The organism is Acinetobacter sp. 22301, assembly GCF_052045285.1.
Taxonomy (GTDB): domain Bacteria; phylum Pseudomonadota; class Gammaproteobacteria; order Pseudomonadales; family Moraxellaceae; genus Acinetobacter; species Acinetobacter pittii.
Map to the genome: position 1 here is coordinate 19707 of NZ_JBQEOR010000017.1, position 19159 is coordinate 38865.

Consider the following 19159-nt stretch of genomic DNA (forward strand, 5'->3'; position numbering starts at 1 on the left):
AGATATGCAACAATGGGCCAGGTTTGCAATTCTCGGGGCCATGTTTGTCACCGCATATTTGCTCATTTTGGCTTGGCAAAAAGATTATGGAAATGCTGCAACTGCTCCGCAACAACAAGCGGCAGCTGTAAGTTCGCATGAAGTATCTGCTGATTTGCCAAATGCTAAAAATGCAACAGTGGCTTCCGATGTGCCACAAGCAAATATTGCGCAGTCACAAACCACAGATGCAACTGCACCTGTGAATCAACAGCTTATTTCAGTACAAACTGACCTTTACCATATTTGGATTAATCCAAAAGGTGGTGATATTGTTCGTATTGAATTACTCTCACACGACAAAAGCAAAGACAGCGATCAACCTTTTGTTATGCTTGAAAATGATGCCAAGCGTACATATGTTGCTCAATCTGGCTTAATTGGTTTGAATGGACCAGATAGTAGTCGTGGTGGTCGTCCATTATATGCTGTTGAAAAGACATCATATACTTTGGCTGATGCTAAAGGTGTACAGGACCAAAAGGGTCAATCTGAAAAAGTTTTAAACGTTCCAATGGTATTTAAAACACCTGAAGGCGTTGAAATTATTAAAACTTTTACCTTTACTCAAGGTCAATATCCAATTGTTGTAAAACATCAAGTCATTAACCGTAGCCAACAAAGCTGGCAAGGTCAGATGTTTGGACAATTAAAGCGCGATAATTCTGAAGATCCAGGTAAATCTTCTCAAGGTATTTTCACTCTAGGAACTTTCTTAGGTGGAGCTTGGGGAACGCCTGATGCACATTACAACAAGCTTAAATTTGCTAATTTCTCAGAAGAAAAAGTAAATACTGAAGCGAAAGGTGGATGGGTTGCGATTGTTCAGCATTATTTTGTAAGTGCTTGGATTCCTGGAAACCTTAAGCTGACTCAAGCTAATGGTCAGCCTTATGTAGCTAAGCTTGAATCTCGTCAATCTGCTGATCACATGAATATCATTGGTTTTACCTCACCAGTGATTAATGTTCCGGCAGGCACTTCAATGGAAGTGGATGCAAAACTTTATTCAGGTCCGAAAGTACAATCTGAATTAAAAGATTTAGCTGTTGGTTTAAATCAGACTGTTGATTATGGTTGGTTATGGCCGATTGCTAAACTCTTGTTCTTAGGTCTTCAATTCTTCCATAGCATTGTGGGCAACTGGGGATGGTCAATCATCTTGCTTACCATTATGGTGAAGATGATCTTGTGGCCTTTATCTTCAAAAAGTTATCGTTCTATGGCGAAAATGCGTGTGATTGCACCAGAAATGCAACGCATGAAAGAAGAGTTCGGTGAAGACCGTATGCGCTTCTCGCAAGAAATGATGGCTTTATATAAGCGTGAACAAGTAAATCCACTTTCAGGTTGTTTACCATTGTTGCTACAAATGCCAATTTTCCTTGCTTTGTACTGGGTACTCATGGAAAGTGTGGAATTACGTCACGCACCATGGTTAGGTTGGATTCAAGACTTGTCAGCAATGGATCCTTGGTTCATCTTGCCGTTAATCATGGGTGCTACCATGTTTGCACAGCAAATGTTGAACCCGCAACCCGCTGATCCAATGCAGGCAAAAGTGTTCCGCATTATGCCGATTATGTTCACGGTATTTATGTTGTTCTTCCCTGCCGGTCTCGTACTGTACTGGATTGTGAACAACAGTATTACTATTTTACAGCAGTCGTTTATTAATAAGAGCGTTGAGAAAAGTCGTATCAATAAGACTGAATCAGCTTCTTAATCGTTGAACTTTTGCTGAATAAATCCGCTTAAGATGGTAATCTTAAGCGGATTTTTCTTTGGCTGGATTTTAGGTTTTTAGGTGAATAATATGCAAAGTCAAACCACGATTGCCGCAATTGCAACGCCACCTGGGCGTGGTGGTGTGGGCGTGATTCGCCTATCTGGACCTAAGGCTTATGAAATTGCTCAAAACCTGACACAAAAAAACTTGCCTGAAGCGCGTATGGCGGGTTTCCGTAAATTTTATGATGCTGATGGCAGCATTATGGATGAAGGGATTGTTCTATGCTTTCCCAATCCTCACTCGTTTACAGGTGAAGATGTTGTAGAGCTACAAGGCCACGGCGGTCCAGTTATCCAAAATGCCTTGCTTGGGCGTCTATTTGAGCTAGGCGCAATTGCTGCAAAAGCCGGCGAATTTTCCATGCGTGCTTTTGAAAATGGCAAGATGGACTTGGTACAAGCGGAAGCGATTGCCGACTTGATTGATGCGACTTCGCAAGCTGCGGCACGCTCTGCGGTTCGCTCTTTACAAGGCGCTTTTTCAACAAAAATTAATACTGTTTTAGAAAAACTGATTCATTTACGCTTGCATGTTGAAGCAGCAATTGATTTTCCTGAAGAGGAAATCGATTTCTTGGCAGATGGTAAAATTTTAGCTTTACTTGAAGATGTTCAGCAGTCGGTACATGCTGTTCAAACCTCTGCACGACAAGGTCAATTACTCCGTGAAGGTTTGCAAGTCGTTATTGCAGGTAAACCAAATGCGGGTAAGTCGAGCTTGTTGAATGCACTTGCTGGTGTTGAGCGTGCAATTGTGACCGATATTGCAGGTACAACTCGTGATGTTTTACATGAAAAAATTAGTTTAAATGGTCTGCCAATCACCTTAACAGATACTGCGGGTCTTCGTGAAACAGGTGACATCGTTGAAAAAGAAGGGATTCGTCGTGCAATCAAAGAAATTGAACAAGCTGATTTGTTATTGCTGGTTTATGATTTAAATCAAGGTGATGACCCATTAAAACTCGCTCAAGAGTATTTTGCGGAACATATTGAACCACGTCGTTTAATGCTAATTGGTAATAAATGCGATTTAACTGGACAATTAGCTGAAATAAGCGATTTTCAAGGTTTCCGTCATATAACCGTTTCTGCAAAACAAGAGATGGGCGTACAAGGCCTCGTAGATGCGATTACAGCGCATGCAGGCTTCCACCCTGAGGAAGACACCTTTATTGCAAGAACACGTCATTTAGACGCAATGAAGCGCACACAGCTCTATCTTTCAGAAGCACGCGAGCAACTTGTTGTGTTTAACGCAGGTGAACTGGTTGCTGAGTCACTACGTCTTGCCCAAAATGCTTTAGGTGAAATTACTGGTGATTTTAGTGCCGATGACCTATTAGGCAAGATTTTTGGTTCATTCTGTATTGGAAAATAATTACAAAATTCTGAATGATGCACATTGCTGTGTCATTCAGTCACCTTGTTAACCGTATCTTTTTAGAACCTTTAAAAACTCATCTAGCTCATTTTGATCAACTTGTGCATCTTTGAGCACGTGATGATGTAAATGCTGTTCCATTAATTCACTCATCAAACCGTTTATTGCCCCTTTAATTGCAGCAACTTGTTGTAGTATTTCTATACATGAAATATCTGGCTGTTCAACAGCATGCTCAATGCTGTTGATTTGTCCTTTTAGTCGTTTTACACGATTAACTATTTTTTTATCCTGACCAATGTGACTCATCTATGTTCTCTTGTATAATTCAATATACTGGTAGGGAGTATATTGGGTTTAAATATTATGCAGGATCATAGTGTATCACGTCATCATCAACATCAGTTTGATGAAGGAAATCCACTTGCACAAAAACGTATTTTGATTGCAACGATTTTAACAGCATCAATGATGGTGTTAGAAATATTCGGTGGATGGTTTTTTAATTCAATGGCGCTTCTGGCTGATGGTTGGCATATGAGTTCTCATATGTTGGCTCTCGGTTTAGCCTACTTCGCTTATCGTGCAGCTCGTCATTATTCCAAAGATCGTCGGTTTAGTTTCGGAACTTGGAAAATCGAGATTTTAGCGGGTTATAGCAGTGCAATTTTGTTGATGGTTGTCGCCATTTTTATGGCGTTTCAGTCGATACAACGTTTATTTAATCCAGTTGAAATTTTTTATAATGAAGCTATTCCGATTGCAATTTTAGGTTTGGTCATTAACTTGATTTGCGCATGGTTACTTCACGATGATGGGCACCATCACCATCACCATCACCATCACCATCATGGGCATCATCATGATTTAAACCAAAAAGCTGCATTTTTACATGTGGTTGCAGATGCAGTAACTTCTGTTTTTGCAATTATTGCGCTTTTCGCAGGTAAATATTTCGGATGGGTTTTTTTAGATGCACTTTTAGGAATTTTAGGTGCTATTTTGGTTGCAAAATGGTCTTTGGGATTAATGAAAGAGACAGGAAAAACCCTTCTAGATGCAGAAATGGATCATCCGGTAGTTGAAGAGATCCGTGAAGTAATTGCTGAGTTTCCTAAACATATTGAAATTACGGATATTCATGTTTGGAAAGTCGCGAAAGGTAAGTTTTCTTGTATTTTGGCACTCGAAACTGATGATATTTCTTTAACCGCAGATCAGATTCGTCATGCTTTATCCATTCATGATGAAATTGTGCATATATCGGTAGAAATTAATACTCTAAAACCTATTTATGTTCCACGTGAAACATTGGCATAAATGAGTAGAAGTTTGGTTATAACTCGGTAATCAGTTCTGTTTTAAAAAACTGAACTGATTAAAATGATCTCCTCTCCTACCTATGAGTCAGTTTTATGCTTAAAAAATTAGGAATATTGGCGTTATTTAGCCTAACTGCAAGTGTGAGTTTCGCTAATGTAGATACTGTTAGGGAAAATATTAAAAAACAATATCCTAATTTAAAAATTAGCAATATTCAGAAAACTGAAATGCCTGGGCTATATAGTGCTAATCTCGATCAGCAAATCATTTATGTTGGTGAAGATGGGCAACATATGTTTGTAGGCTCTATGATTCGGTTAAAAGACCAAAAGAACTTAACCAAAGATCTGGTTTTAGGGCAGAACTCAATTGATTGGAAACAGCTGCCTTTAAAAGATGCGATTAAAACAGTCAAAGGTAATGGCCAGCATGTTTTAGCAGTATTTTCTGATCCAAATTGTCCTTATTGTAAGCAGCTTGAACCTGAACTCGACAAGCTTAAAGATGTGACTATTTACACGTTCATCTATCCCTTAAAACCTCAGTCTATTGTGGTTTCTAGACAAGTTTGGTGTGCACCAAATCAATCTTACTCATGGAAAAAACTGATTCAGCAAGGTGTTAAACCAATAGCTGCGAGCTGTGCAAACCCAATTGATCGTAATTTGGAATTAGGAAAAAAACTCGGCTTTAACGGCACCCCTACTTTAATTTTTGCAAATGGTTTCAAACTGGTTGGCGCACGCTCTGCTGAAGAAATTCAGGCCGTATGGAAAGAGTTAGGTCTTTAAAATAAATTAAAAAAAGCACCATAAGGTGCTTTTTTTATAAATGAATTAAAGTTTAGCTTTTTCGTGCAATCAAGTTGTAGATAAAAAGAATAACGATGGCACCAATCACGGATGCGATAAAGCCTGCAGCTGAGTTTTCGCCGTAAAGTCCAAGTAAACGACCACCATAAGTAGCTAGAAGTGAACCTGCAATACCAATTAAGGTAGTTACGATGAAACCTGCTTTATCATCCCCTGGATGCAAAGCACGAGCGATTAAGCCAGCAAAGAAACCAACTACAATAGCAACAATAAGTGACCACATATTTGTTCTCCAGTTGTTTTTTTGATGAAGTTAATGATTTTGCTTCATATTCTATCGTGCGGTAGAGCTGTCTATTTTGTCTGTAGCAGATTGCGACTTTTTGTGTCTTTTTTGTTCAAAGCTAAGGTTTTATATAAAAAAATAGCACCTTGCGGTGCTATTTCTCTGAAATTTATAAACCAATTTCACCAATAAATGGCAAGTGGCGATATTTTTGGTCGTAGTCTAAGCCATAGCCCACAATGAATCTGTCTTCTACTTCAAAACCTAAAAATTTCACTTCAAGATCAATTTCACGGCGAGATGGTTTACTCACTAATGTGCACAATTGAATCGAATTTGGCTCGCGAGTTTGTAACATTTCAACGACTTTGCTTAAGGTATTGCCTGAGTCGATAATGTCTTCAACCACCAATACATCTTTACCGCGAATTTCACCGTCAAGATCTTTTAAGATTTTAACATCTCGACTTGAAGTCGTACCGCCGCCGTAGCTAGACACTGTCATGAAGTCGAGTTCATGCGGTTTGGTAATTGTACGGCACAAGTCTGCCATGAAAATAACAGAACCACGAAGTAGTCCAATAAGAACTAATTCTTTATCACTATTTGCATAGTGAGCGTTAATTTGCTCGCCGAGCTCTTTGACTTTTGCTTGAATTTCTTCGGTTGAAATCATGATGCTCATTGCAACAGTCATGGCAGATTCCTACAAGATATAAAAGAAAAAATAAAAAAGGTGTTGACCTGCAACACCTCGAAAATCTGAGTTAATGGTAAAATTTTAAAGCAAAATGACGTTTCATGCACCCTTTGATGGCTGTGAAATTTTATCATTTTGTGGATTATGTCGATCACGCTTTAATGCAAGAGCACATATTCCAAATAATAACAAAAACTTAACAATGCCTTTTTTATTTGGCGGTTTCTTTTTGATAAGCACGGTTTCCATAAATATAAGTCGCCTCAATATTACGGTCATCACCTAAAGTGAATAATGCAAACAGTGAGTCTTCAACAGATTTGGATTTAGACTGGCGAAGTTCCTGTAATGCTGTTGGCTTGAGATTCAGTACCACAAAGTCTGCTTCTTTACCGACATTGAAGTTGCCTAACTGATCTTGTAAATCAAGCGCTTTTGCTCCACCTAAAGTTGCATGATAGAGCGCTTCATAAGCTGAAAGTTTATCACCTTGTAACTGCTGAACCTTATAAGCCTCGTTAACGGTTTGCAGCAAACTAAATGATGTACCAGCACCGATATCTGTCCCTAAGCCTACTTTCACTTGTTTTTCCCAAGTTTTTTTCAGTGGAAATAAACCACTGCCTAAGAACAGGTTTGAAGTTGGGCAAAATGCAATAGCCGATTGTGTATCATGCATACATTGCCATTCTTGATCTTCTAAGTGAACGCAATGAGCAAATACAGAACGTTTACCAGTCAGGCCATAATGTTGATAAACATCTAAATAGCTACCTTGTTGAGGAAATAAAGATTTCACCCAAGCGATTTCATCTTTGTTTTCACTTAAATGGGTATGTACATAAACATCTGGAAATTCTTGTTTTAACTGCCCTGCTCTTTCTAACTGTTCAGGTGTAGACGTTGGTGCAAAACGTGGAGTAATCGCATAGAGAGCACGGCCCTTACCATGCCATTTCTCAATCAGTGCTTTGGTGTCGCTGTAAGCTGTTTCTGGCGTATCACAAAGCGCTTCAGGTGCATGGCGGTCCATGAGTACCTTACCAGCAATTAAACGCATCTGAACGTGTTCTGCGGCTTCAAATAAGGCATCAACAGACTCGGGGTGAACCGTACAGAAAACCAATGCTGTGGTGGTACCGTGTTTCAGTAGCTCTTGAACAAAGAATTGGGCAATTTCACTTGCATATGCTTTATCCTGAAATTGGATTTCAGTTGGGAACGTATAAGTATTAAGCCAGCTTAAAAGTTGTTCGCCGTATGCTCCAACCATTTCAGTTTGCGGGAAATGAATATGGGTATCAATAAAGCCGGGTACAATCAATTGTTCTGGATAATGTTGAATCTCAACCCCAGCAGGTAGATGCGCCTGAGCGTCTTCCCATGCACCAAACCATTTGATTTTTCCATGTTCACTAACCAATACACCATCTTCCAAATAACGCACTTGATTTGGAATATCAGTTGGCTCAGAGACGGTTTGCTGGATATCTAAAAAACGACCACGCACAACGGTGGTATTTGCGATCAATGACATGGAAAGCCTTTATATTTTCACTTTTTTCGATTGATTGTACCCCAGTTAGCCAATATTTAAACGGTATAACGTTTACTTAGTCCCCATTCAGCCAAAATCCGTCGATAAGTCGTTGATGAACGGTCTGCTTCAAAATGTGCTTCCATCATTAAATCAAGTGGCAGGTCTTCCGGCTTTTGTGATTCGACCATATCTTGGTCTTCAGCAAAAATTTGCGCATTGAATGCATATACCTTTTCTAAATCGCCAGTTTGGTCAAAGTTACGGGTGAGTGGAACAAATAAACGGGTTTTATTGCTTGAAATAGGACAGCAGACATTCAAAATTTTTAAGACCCCGCCTTCTGGAAAATCGACCGTAAGCACGGCTGAAAAAGGTGGGTAGACATCAAAGGTGCGCTTCCACAAAAAGCCTTCTGGTTCGAGATGTTTTAGTTCGTGTGGATAGTTACTGACATTGCTGATATAGACTGTTTTTAGGCCGTAGCTGGTACGTTCTGTGTGATATTTGGGTACGACAGGATTCTCTCGATTCGCAAAGGCATTGTGATGTACCCATGCAAAATGAGCGACATCGATAAACCCTTCGAGTTGACGTCCGCTAGAACCGCCAATATCGACAAAAGGCGGTAAAATTGATTGATGCTCTGCATGGTCCCAAGTATCTAATACAGGAATATTAGCTTTAGCAATATTACGACCATGAATACTGGTCCAAATGAGACCATATCTTTGTACAACTGGAAATTTGATCAGAGAAAAACGATCAGAAATTTTAGTCAGTTCGGGCTGAGCTGGTATTTGGGTACATTTCCCTTCGGTGTTATAGCGTAGACCATGATAAGGGCAGACAATCTCCTCACCATCCACCCAACCTTTGGTTAATGGCACCCCACGATGTGGGCAAATATCTCGAACCAGATGAATTTCCCCACTTTCTGTTTTATATAACGCCATATTGACGTCTAGTAGCGTGACGCGTTGAGGCGCTGTAGAGACATCTTGAGTACGTGCGACGGGATACCAGTGAGTAGATAAAATTTCCCAATCTTTTGCTTGAAAACTGCTGTTACACGGCATGGCAAGGGGCGTTAAAGTTGGAATCGCATTCATGGCATCACTCCTTAAAAAATCAGGGCTCTCGCGAGCCCCTAAAATCTAGGCTTTTTTCTTTTTAGAAGATGCAAAGAGCTTGCCAATATTGATTTTTAATTAAAGAAATAAGAATAAAATTATTAAATTACATGAGATTAAGTCATTATATTTTTGAATTTTTGTTCTAATTTAGCTTTAGAAACCAAAAATCATTATTCGCTATATACTTAAAATGCACTGATTGACTGCGTGGAAGGCACAATAAAAAAGCACCTAAAAAGTGCTTTTTAAAAATTCCTCTAGGCACTTATTACTCGACAAAATAATGTGCTGCAAAGTGAGCATCATTACCAATAATGTCATAGCAATCTTCACGAATAGACATGCCTGAACATTGATGTCCAACCATCCATAAACCGAGTGTAGGTAGTTGCCCTGAAAATAATGGAGTATCTACCCATTTCTGTACGATATAACCGTATTTGTCATAGTCATCAAAATAAAAGCTACCAGAAGCCGCGCCTTGGTCATGGCCGTCTTGTAAAACTCGAATATTAGCCCCTTCTCTTGCCAAAATTGGCTTTTTCACCCATTTGCCAGACAAAGCTTGTTGCGGGTCATACGTATGGGTTTCGACCAACAATGGATGGTTTGGATAACGCTTCCAAAGCTCAACCAGAATCGCTTTATTTGAAAGTAACATTTTCCAACAAGGTTCAATCCACTGTGTTCGTGGATGGATATATTGAGAAAAGGCTTCTTCCCAGATCCATTCCCATGGGTAGAGCTTAAATATGTTTTGAATGGGTTGATTATGGAGATCAACAAAATCTTGCCCGTTCCAGCCTATGTTCTCCATAGAAAGCTCGGAAACTTGTAGATGAGCTTGATAAGCGGTATCCATTAAGTACTCTAAATTACCCCAGTCTTCCCTTCCAGCCTCCTGACAAGCAGCAAAATGTACATGGCTACCACGCGGTAAAATTGTTTTCCAGCGTTTAATCAGATCTTCATGAATGCTATTGAATTGATCTCGGTTTGCAATGCCTGAGACTTGTTCTATCCACAGCCACTGCGCGACAGAGGCTTCGAGTAAGCCAGTCGGCGTGTCGGCGTTATATTCCAGCATTTTGATATTTCGCCCATCGTAAGCGAAATCAAAGCGGCCATACAGCATGGGGGAATTTTGTTTCCATGAATGTTCAATATGGTTTATAGCGACTTCAGGAATTTGAAAATAAGCAGGATAGTTACCCCGTTGAATGAGGTCTCCTACTACTGCTAAACACATCTGATGCAGTTCATTTGCCGCATCTTCCAGATGTTCAATCTGTTTAAGGGTAAACTCATAAGCAACTCCTTCAGACCAGTAAATTGAGCCATCAAGAGAAGGTAAATTAAAATAATCAAAACCAATATTTTGATGCTCCACTTGCCAGTCTGGTCGTGGAGTAAATATTTTTCTTTTCATATTAAGTGAATGCCTAAAGACTTAGCCGCCGAAAGAAAAACCGCTACGGCCAAAACCACCACGAATTGGGGATGAAAAAGATGAACTTTTCGCTGTGCTTGAAATAATTGGTCGGCCTACACTCAAATTGCTGTAAGGATGTAAGGTATTGCCGCGAAAAGAAACTTCCCGATTATTTCGATAATACGCAGGACCTAAATAGCGACTACCAACATAGCTAGAACCATGTCCACTGGAGCTATTTTCTTGTTTACATGTTTCATTATTCCAGTCGCGAGCACAGTCATATTGGTTGTTATATACGTCTTGTACTAAAGGACCATCATTATGGCTACATGCCGTGAGTAATAGAGGGACCACTACAAGATTAATTTTTTTAGAACGCATGAGACTCCACACATTTTAATAAGTATGTTCGGCATAAAATACCGAATAGCTGTTATCTATTATGTTTCTGATTAGGAAAGATAAATTTTAAGTTGGCATATAATATTAATCTGTTTTTTTAAAGTACAGTCTATTTTTAAAATTTAGATAACAAGGCATCTCACGTGTAGATGCCTTGTTGTGATGAATTAAGACTGCAATTGCTTTTTGTTGTGTCGTAGAGAAAGGTAAGCAGTGATTGCTAACACTATGACGATAAAGCTTAATGAGATCCAGATTGGCATGTGGAATACATCAAGCAACAACATTTTCGCACCAATGAACAATAAAATAATGCCTAAGCCGTATGGCAAGTAATGCAATTTAGTCGCAGCGCCAGCAAGTAAAAAGAACATTGCGCGTAAACCTAAAATTGCCATTAAGTTCGCCGTTAAAACAATAAACGGGTCGCTAGTTACCGCGAAAATAGCAGGAATAGAGTCTACTGCGAAAATCACGTCTGAAGCTTCAACCAAAATCAAAACTAGAAATAACGGCGTTGCCCATAATAAACCGTTTTGACGTACAAAGAATTTGTCACCTTCAAGCTGTGGTGTAATACGCATATGGTTACGTAACCATTTTAAGAGTTTGATATCTTCAATATTGGTTTCTTCATCTTGGCCTTTTAAGAACTTAAAGCCTGTATATACTAAGAACGCACCGAAAATATAAAGCACCCAAGAGAACTCTTGAACGAACCATGCACCAATAAAAATAAAGAGGGTACGCAGTACGATTGCGCCTAATACGCCGTAGAGCAAAATTTTACGTTGTAGTGCAGCTGGAATAGCAAACGCTGCGAAAATCATTAACCAGACGAAAACGTTGTCAATTGCGAGGGACTTTTCGAGTAAGTAACCCGCAAAGTATTCCATGGTTTTTTGGTTTGCTAAGGTCACCCCAACTGTTTGTTGTAGGTAAAGCCATAAACCACCACCAAATAGGGCTGCGACGCTTACCCACGCTACACTCCAGTAAGCAGCTTGCTTAATTGAGACATCCTGACCTTGCTTTTGCTTAAAGCCTAAAAAGTCAATCAGGAGCATGACAATGACTATGCCAAAGAATGCTATGTACAGCCATAAATTACCGATTGTTTCCATAAATCCTCCATACATCCGGCAATTGGGCATAAAAAAACCTCGACCAGTTGCCAGATGAATTAAACATCTGTTTCAACATGATCAAGGTCTTGCCTACATCATGAATTTCACGATGCTCAGATACCGACTTTTTAATAAAAGTGTATTGACGATATCTGACACATAACATTGCTGTTATGTTTGGAGGAGGCTACTCCCCTTGTCAAACTAAATTCTTTTTTGGATAAAACGTATCCAAGTCCACATAGAATGGCAGATTTTTTTGTATTACGCAACTGAACTTAATGTCGTGGTTTGAATGCCAAAAAGATCTATGGGTTATTTAATCAAACCGCGGTCTAAAAGTGGTTTGCATATAATTTGATAAAGGTGAATACAGAATGCCGTCAAACTTGTACCGTAAGCATTCCAGAAGTAATAACCTGCTGTATTGACTAGTAGTGCGACAATAAAAGCCCCTAACATGTCTAAAGGGAAATGCACACCTAAATAAATACGTGACCATGCCACTACAAATGATAAAAATAAAAGGATAACTCCAATTATTTTGCGCTGAGCAAACAAATAAGATAAAGCAATGGTGCTAAAAATCAGCATATGATTACTTGGAAAAGATGCTGTTGGCGCATGTTCAATAAACGTAGTACCCACACCCATGACAAACGGTCTTGAGTGATGGTAAAACAGAGAAATAACGTAACCGACTAAAAGTGATACGCAGGTTAAAAAGACAGATTTAATGACCCTATTTTTTAAATCTTGATCGCCATAAAACCATAAAAATGTAAGGATGAATAAGAGAATATAGAGGAGATCATTAGCAAAAAAGATAGCAAGACGAATGATAAATTGACTCGCATCCTGAGCCCCATTAATCATATGGAATAAGCTAAGGTTGAGTGTTTCTAAAGACATTCATATTCCAAACAAGAACAAAAACGTGAGCTATGATAAAGAATTAAGCTTAAGGTCTTGATAAAGAATTGTCACAAAAATGAAATATAGTTTGTTTGTGAGTAAAGATTAAACAGCAGGTCTAGATAATTTTTAATGCGTGTTCTGGACGTTAATATTAAAGTGTTAACGTGTTGGCACTTTATTCGAGAACGTTATTTTATGACTACTCAAGAAAAACAGAAAAAATTAAGCTTGAGGCCCCTATCCCCAAGAGATCCTGATCAGCAGCATAGAGCAGCGACTCCACTCGAATTATTGTTCGATTTAATTTTTGTGGTGGCGATTGCAACAGCGGGTCAGCAGTTACATCATGCAATTATTGAAAATCACCTCTGGCATGCATTACCAAGCTACTTGATGGTATTTTTTGCGCTGTGGTGGGCATGGATGAATTTTTCATGGTTTGCTTCTGCTTACGATAACGATGATGCATTGTATCGATGCCTTACCTTTGTACAGATTGTAGGTTCATTGGTGATGGCAGCGGGTATCCCTGATGTATTTCGTAGTCAGGATTTTGATGTAATCATTATCGGTTATGTGATCATGCGCATGGCCTTGGTGACTCAGTGGCTCAGAGCAGCAAAACATGATCCTGAACGGCGAGTTACGGCTTATCGCTATGCAATAGGTATAGTCTTAGTACAAATTGGCTGGCTTGTCGCTAACTTTGCTCATGTACTTTCAATACCTCTATTTTTATTTCTGGTTGTAGTGGAATTATTTGTTCCAATCTATGCAGAAAAATATTCACCAACGCCGTGGCATCCTCATCATATTGTAGAACGTTATGCCCTACTCACAATTATTGTGTTGGGTGAGTCGATTGTCGGTAGTTTTAATGCCATACGTGATGCTTTAGCCGCTCAGTCGATGAATATCCCTGCTGTATTCTTGATGATTGGTGGATTGATGCTGATGTTTGCCATGTGGTGGGCTTATTTCGATCGTAGTGAACAACACCATCATGTTAAAGGTGTGCGTCCGTTTGTTTGGGGTTATGGCCATTATTTTGTTTTTGTCAGTATTGCTGCGGTAGGTGCTGCGCTTGCTGCTGCCGTGGATGTTACAACCCATCATGCGCATATTTCTGATTTATATATGGGAATAGTTGTTGCTGTGAGTGTAGTGCTTTATACCACCTGTATTTGGATACTTTATGAGTTCCAATGCTTATCTGGCATCACGAAATGGTTTTACCCGATCACAGCCCTAATTATTTTATGTATTCCGTTTATTTGTAATAACGTGGGATATAGCGTTTTTGCGATGGGCATTGTCTATAGTTTACGTTTAATGGTTTCTAATAAATTTATGGCCAATATAGAGCCAGAAAAGCTTTAAAAGTCACTGACAAAAAAACGGGTTTTAATTTGAAACCCGTTTTTTATTGAATCATCTAGAGCGAAAGTTAAGCAGCTTTTGCCTTTAATGCGCTCATAAGTTTTTGATGTAAGCCACCGAAGCCACCATTAGACATAATCACAACGGCATCGCCCTCACCTGCTTCATTAACAATACGTTTAATAATTTCATCAAGTGAACGGCTCACTTGAGCATGGTTAGAAGCAGCTTCAATCACAGGTTGTAAATCCCAATCTAAGCCTTCTGGCTGATACCAGATCACTTCGTCTGCTAAGCGTGCTGAATGTGCCAAGCCATCTTTGTGACTGCCCATACGCATCGTGTTTGAACGTGGTTCAATAATGGCCCATAAACGGCGTTCACCTAAGCGTTTGCGTGCGCCATCTAAAGTTGTGTCAATTGCTGTTGGATGGTGCGCGAAGTCGTCATAAACCTCAATGCCATTGACTGTGCCGAGTAACTCCATACGACGTTTCACACCGCCAAAGTTAGACAAAGCTTCACAAGCTTGTTCAAGCGTAACACCTACATGTTGAGCAGCTGCAATTGTTGCCAAAGCATTCGCTACACTATGTTGCCCTGTCATGCTCCATTTCACTTCGCCAACGACATTGCCATTTTCGAGTACTTTAAAATGGCTGCCATCAATTGAAATTAATTCGGCAGAGAGAGCAGCTTTTTCATTTGCTTCTAGACTTGTACGAATTACTGGTGTCCAGCAACCCATTTCAAGCACTTCATCAATATGCGTTTCAGTAATTGGCGCAATAATACGGCCTTCACTTGGAATGGTACGCACAAGATGATGGAACTGCTTTTGAATCGCTGCTAGGTCATCAAAAATATCGGCATGGTCAAATTCAAGGTTATTTAAAATCGCCGTTTTTGGGTGATAATGAACAAACTTAGAACGTTTATCAAAGAAAGCTGAGTCATATTCGTCGGCTTCAACGCAGAAGTATTTTCCACCGCCTAAACGAGCACTTTCACTAAAACCAAGTGGAACACCACCAATTAAAAAGCCCGGATTTAAACCAGCCTGATCAAGTACCCAAGCGAGCATAGTTGTTGTGGTTGTTTTTCCGTGAGTACCTGCTACACCAAGTACATGTTTACCTTGTAAAACATGATCGGCAAGGAACTGTGGACCAGAAATATATGGCAGGCCTTCGTTTAGCATGTATTCGACAGCATCAATACCACGTTTCATGGCATTGCCGACAATAACCAAGTCTGGATGAGGCTGTAAATGACTACGGTCATAGCCTTGCATGAGTGTAATGCCTGCATTTTCTAACTGGGTAGACATCGGTGGGTAAACGTTTAAATCGGAACCGGTTACCTTATGTCCTAAATCACGAGCTAAAAGTGCTAAAGAGCCCATAAAAGTGCCACAAATACCCAAGATATGCAGATGCATTGCTCGCCTTCTCCACTGCTTTTGTACACAACATTAAAATGAATTGCTGTGTGTGCATTATTGATAAATTTGCCAGCAACGATAGCAAGGCTAAACTCGAAAAGATAGTCAAAAATCGTTGTTGTTCTATGTGTTTGAGGCCCTGATAAAACTACAGCTTTATTTTTTAGATTTAAGCTGAATTACAGTTTTATCTTTTATAATGTTTTGTATCGTTAAAATACTTAAATCATCGTGATGATGAAGGATGTGCCTTTGAGCCCAACGGTTTTAGCTTTTACGCTATTAATTATTTCTAACTGCTTTATGACACTTGCATGGTATGGGCATCTTAAATTTTTGCACCATGCCCCACTTTGGCAAGCGATTCTATTCGGTTGGATTATTGCCTTACTTGAATACAGTTTTATGATTCCAGCCACTCGTATGCTAAGTGCACAAGGCTGGTTACTCGGTGAAATGAAGATCACTCAGGAAGTGGTTACATTGGTCGTGTTTGTACCTTTTATGATTTTCTTGTTTAAGCAACCCTTTAAACTCGATTACTTATGGGCGATGTTATGCCTATTTGGTTGTGTTTATTTCGTATTTAGAAGCCAGTAAGCTCCTATGGCTTGTGAATTAAATGATTTATTCTATTTAATAACAAGCCATAGTTAGTAGACATAACTATTTATTTAGCTGAATACTTACATGCTTTTTTTAGAATTTTAGAAAATTGCTGATCTCTTGGCGTTGGGTCTTCATAGTCAAAAGCATAATTACTGTCTGTTGTAGTTAAACTTAAGGCGCCATCAGGCTCAAAATTAGACATGGCAAAACCATAGGTCTGATCGTCACAGTAAATGCGATATTCAGTAATTGAATATAAATTTCCTACCTCAGTTGCTCCAAGATAATAACCAGTCATCAGAACTGGTTCTCTCTCATCAGTAGCAGATGTTCCAGTAACAATAAATTTCTCTTGGACTTTACCAGTTAATGCTCCACTTTTGATTTCTCCGTTATAACCTTTTTCTTTATTTAAAGTTTTAATGGTTTTTTGAAATTCATCGATGTTTAAATTTACTAAAGCCGCGTAACTCGTTGTTGTGCAAAGTGTGAGTGTTAGGACTCCAAGAAATTTTTTCATTATTAAGCTCTTATTGATTTGATTAAGCGCGTTATATTAATAAAAATTGAGAATGTGTCACTATTAAAGCATGACATTTTTCTATCAAATTAAAAATATTCACAGAGCTGGTCAGTTAAATTTTCGTGAGATGAAAAATCAGTCTATAATAATGGGCTTCCGAACCATTTAAAACTTGGCTCTCGTCGAGATTTATCTTCTTTTACTTTTGTCTCTGGAACATTAGCAATGAATGCGGCCGCAGCACAAGACGCTCAACCTCTCGTTGGAATTATTATGGGTTCTCAATCTGATTGGGCAACTCTCGAAAACACAGCCAATATGCTTAAACAGCTTGGTGTCCCATTTGAAGCGGAAGTGGTATCTGCTCATCGTACTCCAGATCGTTTATTTGAATATGCAGAAACTGCACGTGATCGCGGTATTCAAGTGATTATTGCTGGTGCAGGCGGTGCAGCGCATTTACCTGGAATGTGTGCCGCAAAAACTGATTTACCTGTTTTAGGTGTGCCAGTTAAATCATCAATTTTAAATGGCGTAGACTCTTTGCTTTCAATTGTACAAATGCCAGCAGGTATTGCAGTGGGTACTTTAGCAATTGGTCCAGCTGGTGCGACGAATGCTGCAATCATGGCTGCACAAATCTTAGGTTTAACTCGTCCTGAAATCGCAAAAAATGTTGCTGATTTCCGTGCTGCGCAAACTGATAAAGTTGCAAGCAAAAATATTCCGGGTCAGGTGTAAGAGGCTGAGATGGATAAAACTATCGGTATTTTTGGTGGTGGGCAACTGGGCCGTATGATGGCTCAAGCAGCGTTACCATTAAATATTCAATGTACTTTTTTTGAAGCAAATACAGATTGTCCAGCAGGTGTTTTAGGCCAGGTTTTTTCTAGTCAAGATGAGCAAGGCTTAAAGCAGTTTATTGAAAGTGCTGATGTTTTCAGTCTTGAGTTTGAAAATACGCCAGTTGAAGATGTTGATGTTTTGACACAAACTAAAACATTGCACCCTCCCCGTGTTGCTTTAGCAACTGCGCAAAATCGTTTGTCAGAAAAAGCATTGTTTGATGAGCTTACTATTCCTGTTGCGCCGTATCGTGCTGTAGATAGCTTAGAAAGCTTGAAAAAGGCTGTTGTTGAGCTTGGTCTGCCGATCGTGCTTAAGACTGCAACTGGCGGATATGACGGCAAAGGTCAGTTTGTACTTCGTTCAGAAGACCAGATTGATACTGCTTGGGCTGAACTTGGTCCTGCAAAAAGTCTAGTTGCCGAAAGCTTTGTTAAATTCTCTCGCGAAGTTTCAATTATTGCGGTGCGTGGCCAAAATGGTGAAGTAAAAACTTGGCCATTGGCTGAAAACCATCATCATAATGGTATTTTATCGCATTCAATTGTTCCTGCACCGAATAGTGAAGCTTTGCAACCCGTTGCTCAAGACTACATTACTCGTTTGTTGAATCACCTTAACTATGTTGGTGTACTGACTCTCGAGCTATTTGTAACAGAACAAGGTTTGTGTGCAAATGAGATGGCACCGCGTGTGCATAACTCAGGCCACTGGTCAATTGAAGGCGCGGTTTGTTCTCAGTTTGAAAACCATATTCGAGCTGTTGCAGGATTACCATTAGGCTCAACAGAAGTTGTTCGCCCAACGGTTATGATCAATATTATTGGTCAACATCCTAAAACTGAGGATGTACTTGCCTTAAATGGTGCTCATCTTCATCTTTATAATAAGTCTGAACGTGCTGGCCGTAAATTAGGCCATATCACTTTAATGCCTGTGGATAGTAATGAATTGACGAATTTATGCCGTCAATTGGCAGAAATTTTGCCAGAACCACTCGCTTTAACAGCAGATATGACCCTCTAAAAGTATTTTTAATTCTAAAAAAAGCGATCTTCGGATCGCTTTTTTTATCTTTTAAATTTAAAAAATAATAAATCCTGAGTAATTTCTTGTTTGTGGATAACTTTTTATAGGAATTTTTGAATTTAAATATTGATGATATTTTTTAAATTTAAAAAGTGAAGCTTGATTATTTTGAATTTAAAGTTAGTTATCCACAAGAGAGTTTGATTTGTAGCTGATGATAGAGCTCATGTTTTTTGAATTCAAAACTAGTGGTGTTTGCTAAAGTGTTTTAAATTTAAAATAACGCGGTAAGTTTGAATTTAAATTATGCGTGATTTTTGAATTTAAAAATATAGATTGTTTGGTTGATTGGATTTTTCGTGTCATCAAGAATAATGAAATATAGAATGGAATCAATAAATAGTGCTGTTTTTGCTCGGTTGTGGATAAGTTTATCCA

Annotated in this window: 19 protein-coding genes; 8 read left to right on the top strand and 11 right to left on the bottom strand. The window is 39.2% G+C overall.

The window, feature by feature from the left end:
• Positions 1 to 4: 4 nt before the first annotated feature.
• Both yidC and mnmE read left to right on the top strand, forming a co-directional pair.
• Entirely contained in the window at positions 5 to 1765 is a 1761-nt protein-coding gene (gene yidC, locus ACTJJH_RS17470) for a membrane protein insertase YidC (protein ID WP_002115440.1), read from the top strand.
• 90 nt (positions 1766 to 1855) lie between these two features.
• Positions 1856 to 3211, top strand: coding sequence for a tRNA uridine-5-carboxymethylaminomethyl(34) synthesis GTPase MnmE (mnmE, locus tag ACTJJH_RS17475; protein WP_009392881.1), 1356 nt, complete (start codon positions 1856 to 1858; stop codon positions 3209 to 3211).
• Positions 3212 to 3259: 48 nt separating this feature from the next.
• Here mnmE and ACTJJH_RS17480 read toward each other — a convergent pair whose 3' ends face one another.
• Entirely contained in the window at positions 3260 to 3523 is a 264-nt protein-coding gene (locus tag ACTJJH_RS17480; protein WP_009392876.1) for a metal/formaldehyde-sensitive transcriptional repressor, read from the bottom strand.
• 42 nt (positions 3524 to 3565) lie between these two features.
• Here ACTJJH_RS17480 and dmeF point away from each other — a divergent pair, with 42 nt between their 5' ends.
• Both dmeF and ACTJJH_RS17490 read left to right on the top strand, forming a co-directional pair.
• Positions 3566 to 4534, top strand: coding sequence for a CDF family Co(II)/Ni(II) efflux transporter DmeF (gene dmeF, locus ACTJJH_RS17485; RefSeq protein ID WP_440601520.1), 969 nt, complete (start codon positions 3566 to 3568; stop codon positions 4532 to 4534).
• A 95-nt stretch (positions 4535 to 4629) separates the two neighbouring features.
• A complete protein-coding gene (locus ACTJJH_RS17490; protein ID WP_069122194.1) occupies positions 4630 to 5328 on the top strand; it encodes a DsbC family protein in 699 nt (232 codons plus the stop codon).
• A gap of 52 nt (positions 5329 to 5380) precedes the next feature.
• On the opposite strand, the gene ACTJJH_RS17495 is transcribed toward ACTJJH_RS17490, so the two are convergent.
• The 8 genes from ACTJJH_RS17495 to ACTJJH_RS17530 form a co-directional block, all read right to left on the bottom strand.
• Positions 5381 to 5632 carry a GlsB/YeaQ/YmgE family stress response membrane protein gene (locus tag ACTJJH_RS17495; protein ID WP_002115476.1) on the bottom strand — a complete coding sequence of 84 codons (252 nt, stop codon included), beginning with the start codon at positions 5630 to 5632 and terminating at the stop codon, positions 5381 to 5383.
• Between the two features lie 172 nt (positions 5633 to 5804).
• On the bottom strand, positions 5805 to 6332 hold the full coding sequence (gene hpt, locus ACTJJH_RS17500) for a hypoxanthine phosphoribosyltransferase (protein ID WP_002115408.1): 528 nt from the start codon (positions 6330 to 6332) through the stop codon (positions 5805 to 5807).
• Between the two features lie 214 nt (positions 6333 to 6546).
• Positions 6547 to 7872 (bottom strand): guanine deaminase, encoded by a 1326-nt coding sequence (gene guaD / locus ACTJJH_RS17505; RefSeq protein WP_440601521.1) that lies wholly within the window; start codon positions 7870 to 7872, stop codon positions 6547 to 6549.
• 56 nt (positions 7873 to 7928) lie between these two features.
• Positions 7929 to 8984 carry a Rieske 2Fe-2S domain-containing protein gene (locus ACTJJH_RS17510; RefSeq protein WP_440601522.1) on the bottom strand — a complete coding sequence of 352 codons (1056 nt, stop codon included), beginning with the start codon at positions 8982 to 8984 and terminating at the stop codon, positions 7929 to 7931.
• 292 nt (positions 8985 to 9276) lie between these two features.
• The gene (locus ACTJJH_RS17515; protein WP_440601523.1) at positions 9277 to 10437 is read right to left on the bottom strand and encodes a glutathionylspermidine synthase family protein; all 1161 of its coding nucleotides are present in this window, start codon (positions 10435 to 10437) and stop codon (positions 9277 to 9279) included.
• A gap of 21 nt (positions 10438 to 10458) precedes the next feature.
• Positions 10459 to 10824, bottom strand: a complete 366-nt coding sequence (locus ACTJJH_RS17520; protein ID WP_086393759.1) for a hypothetical protein — start codon at positions 10822 to 10824, stop codon at positions 10459 to 10461.
• A gap of 188 nt (positions 10825 to 11012) precedes the next feature.
• Positions 11013 to 11969 (bottom strand): TerC family protein, encoded by a 957-nt coding sequence (locus tag ACTJJH_RS17525; RefSeq protein ID WP_000447689.1) that lies wholly within the window; start codon positions 11967 to 11969, stop codon positions 11013 to 11015.
• Between the two features lie 318 nt (positions 11970 to 12287).
• Positions 12288 to 12884, bottom strand: coding sequence for an undecaprenyl-diphosphatase (locus ACTJJH_RS17530; RefSeq protein ID WP_017386225.1), 597 nt, complete (start codon positions 12882 to 12884; stop codon positions 12288 to 12290).
• A 135-nt stretch (positions 12885 to 13019) separates the two neighbouring features.
• Here ACTJJH_RS17530 and ACTJJH_RS17535 point away from each other — a divergent pair, with 135 nt between their 5' ends.
• Positions 13020 to 14270, top strand: a complete 1251-nt coding sequence (locus ACTJJH_RS17535) for a low temperature requirement protein A (protein ID WP_057070386.1) — start codon at positions 13020 to 13022, stop codon at positions 14268 to 14270.
• 67 nt (positions 14271 to 14337) lie between these two features.
• Here ACTJJH_RS17535 and mpl read toward each other — a convergent pair whose 3' ends face one another.
• Positions 14338 to 15711: a UDP-N-acetylmuramate:L-alanyl-gamma-D-glutamyl-meso-diaminopimelate ligase gene (gene mpl, locus ACTJJH_RS17540; RefSeq protein WP_057070387.1), complete on the bottom strand. Its 1374-nt coding sequence runs from the start codon at positions 15709 to 15711 to the stop codon at positions 14338 to 14340.
• A 240-nt stretch (positions 15712 to 15951) separates the two neighbouring features.
• Here mpl and ACTJJH_RS17545 point away from each other — a divergent pair, with 240 nt between their 5' ends.
• Positions 15952 to 16314, top strand: coding sequence for a DMT family protein (locus ACTJJH_RS17545; RefSeq protein WP_075384089.1), 363 nt, complete (start codon positions 15952 to 15954; stop codon positions 16312 to 16314).
• A 70-nt stretch (positions 16315 to 16384) separates the two neighbouring features.
• Here the strand turns inward: ACTJJH_RS17545 and ACTJJH_RS17550 are convergent, their stop codons facing one another.
• A complete protein-coding gene (locus tag ACTJJH_RS17550) occupies positions 16385 to 16843 on the bottom strand; it encodes a hypothetical protein (protein WP_057106702.1) in 459 nt (152 codons plus the stop codon).
• A gap of 228 nt (positions 16844 to 17071) precedes the next feature.
• On the opposite strand from ACTJJH_RS17550, the gene purE reads away from it, so the two are divergent.
• Both purE and ACTJJH_RS17560 read left to right on the top strand, forming a co-directional pair.
• The gene (gene purE, locus ACTJJH_RS17555) at positions 17072 to 17587 is read left to right on the top strand and encodes a 5-(carboxyamino)imidazole ribonucleotide mutase (protein WP_002115451.1); all 516 of its coding nucleotides are present in this window, start codon (positions 17072 to 17074) and stop codon (positions 17585 to 17587) included.
• Between the two features lie 9 nt (positions 17588 to 17596).
• Positions 17597 to 18718, top strand: coding sequence for a 5-(carboxyamino)imidazole ribonucleotide synthase (locus ACTJJH_RS17560; protein WP_086260968.1), 1122 nt, complete (start codon positions 17597 to 17599; stop codon positions 18716 to 18718).
• The last annotated feature ends 441 nt before the right edge of the window (positions 18719 to 19159 follow it).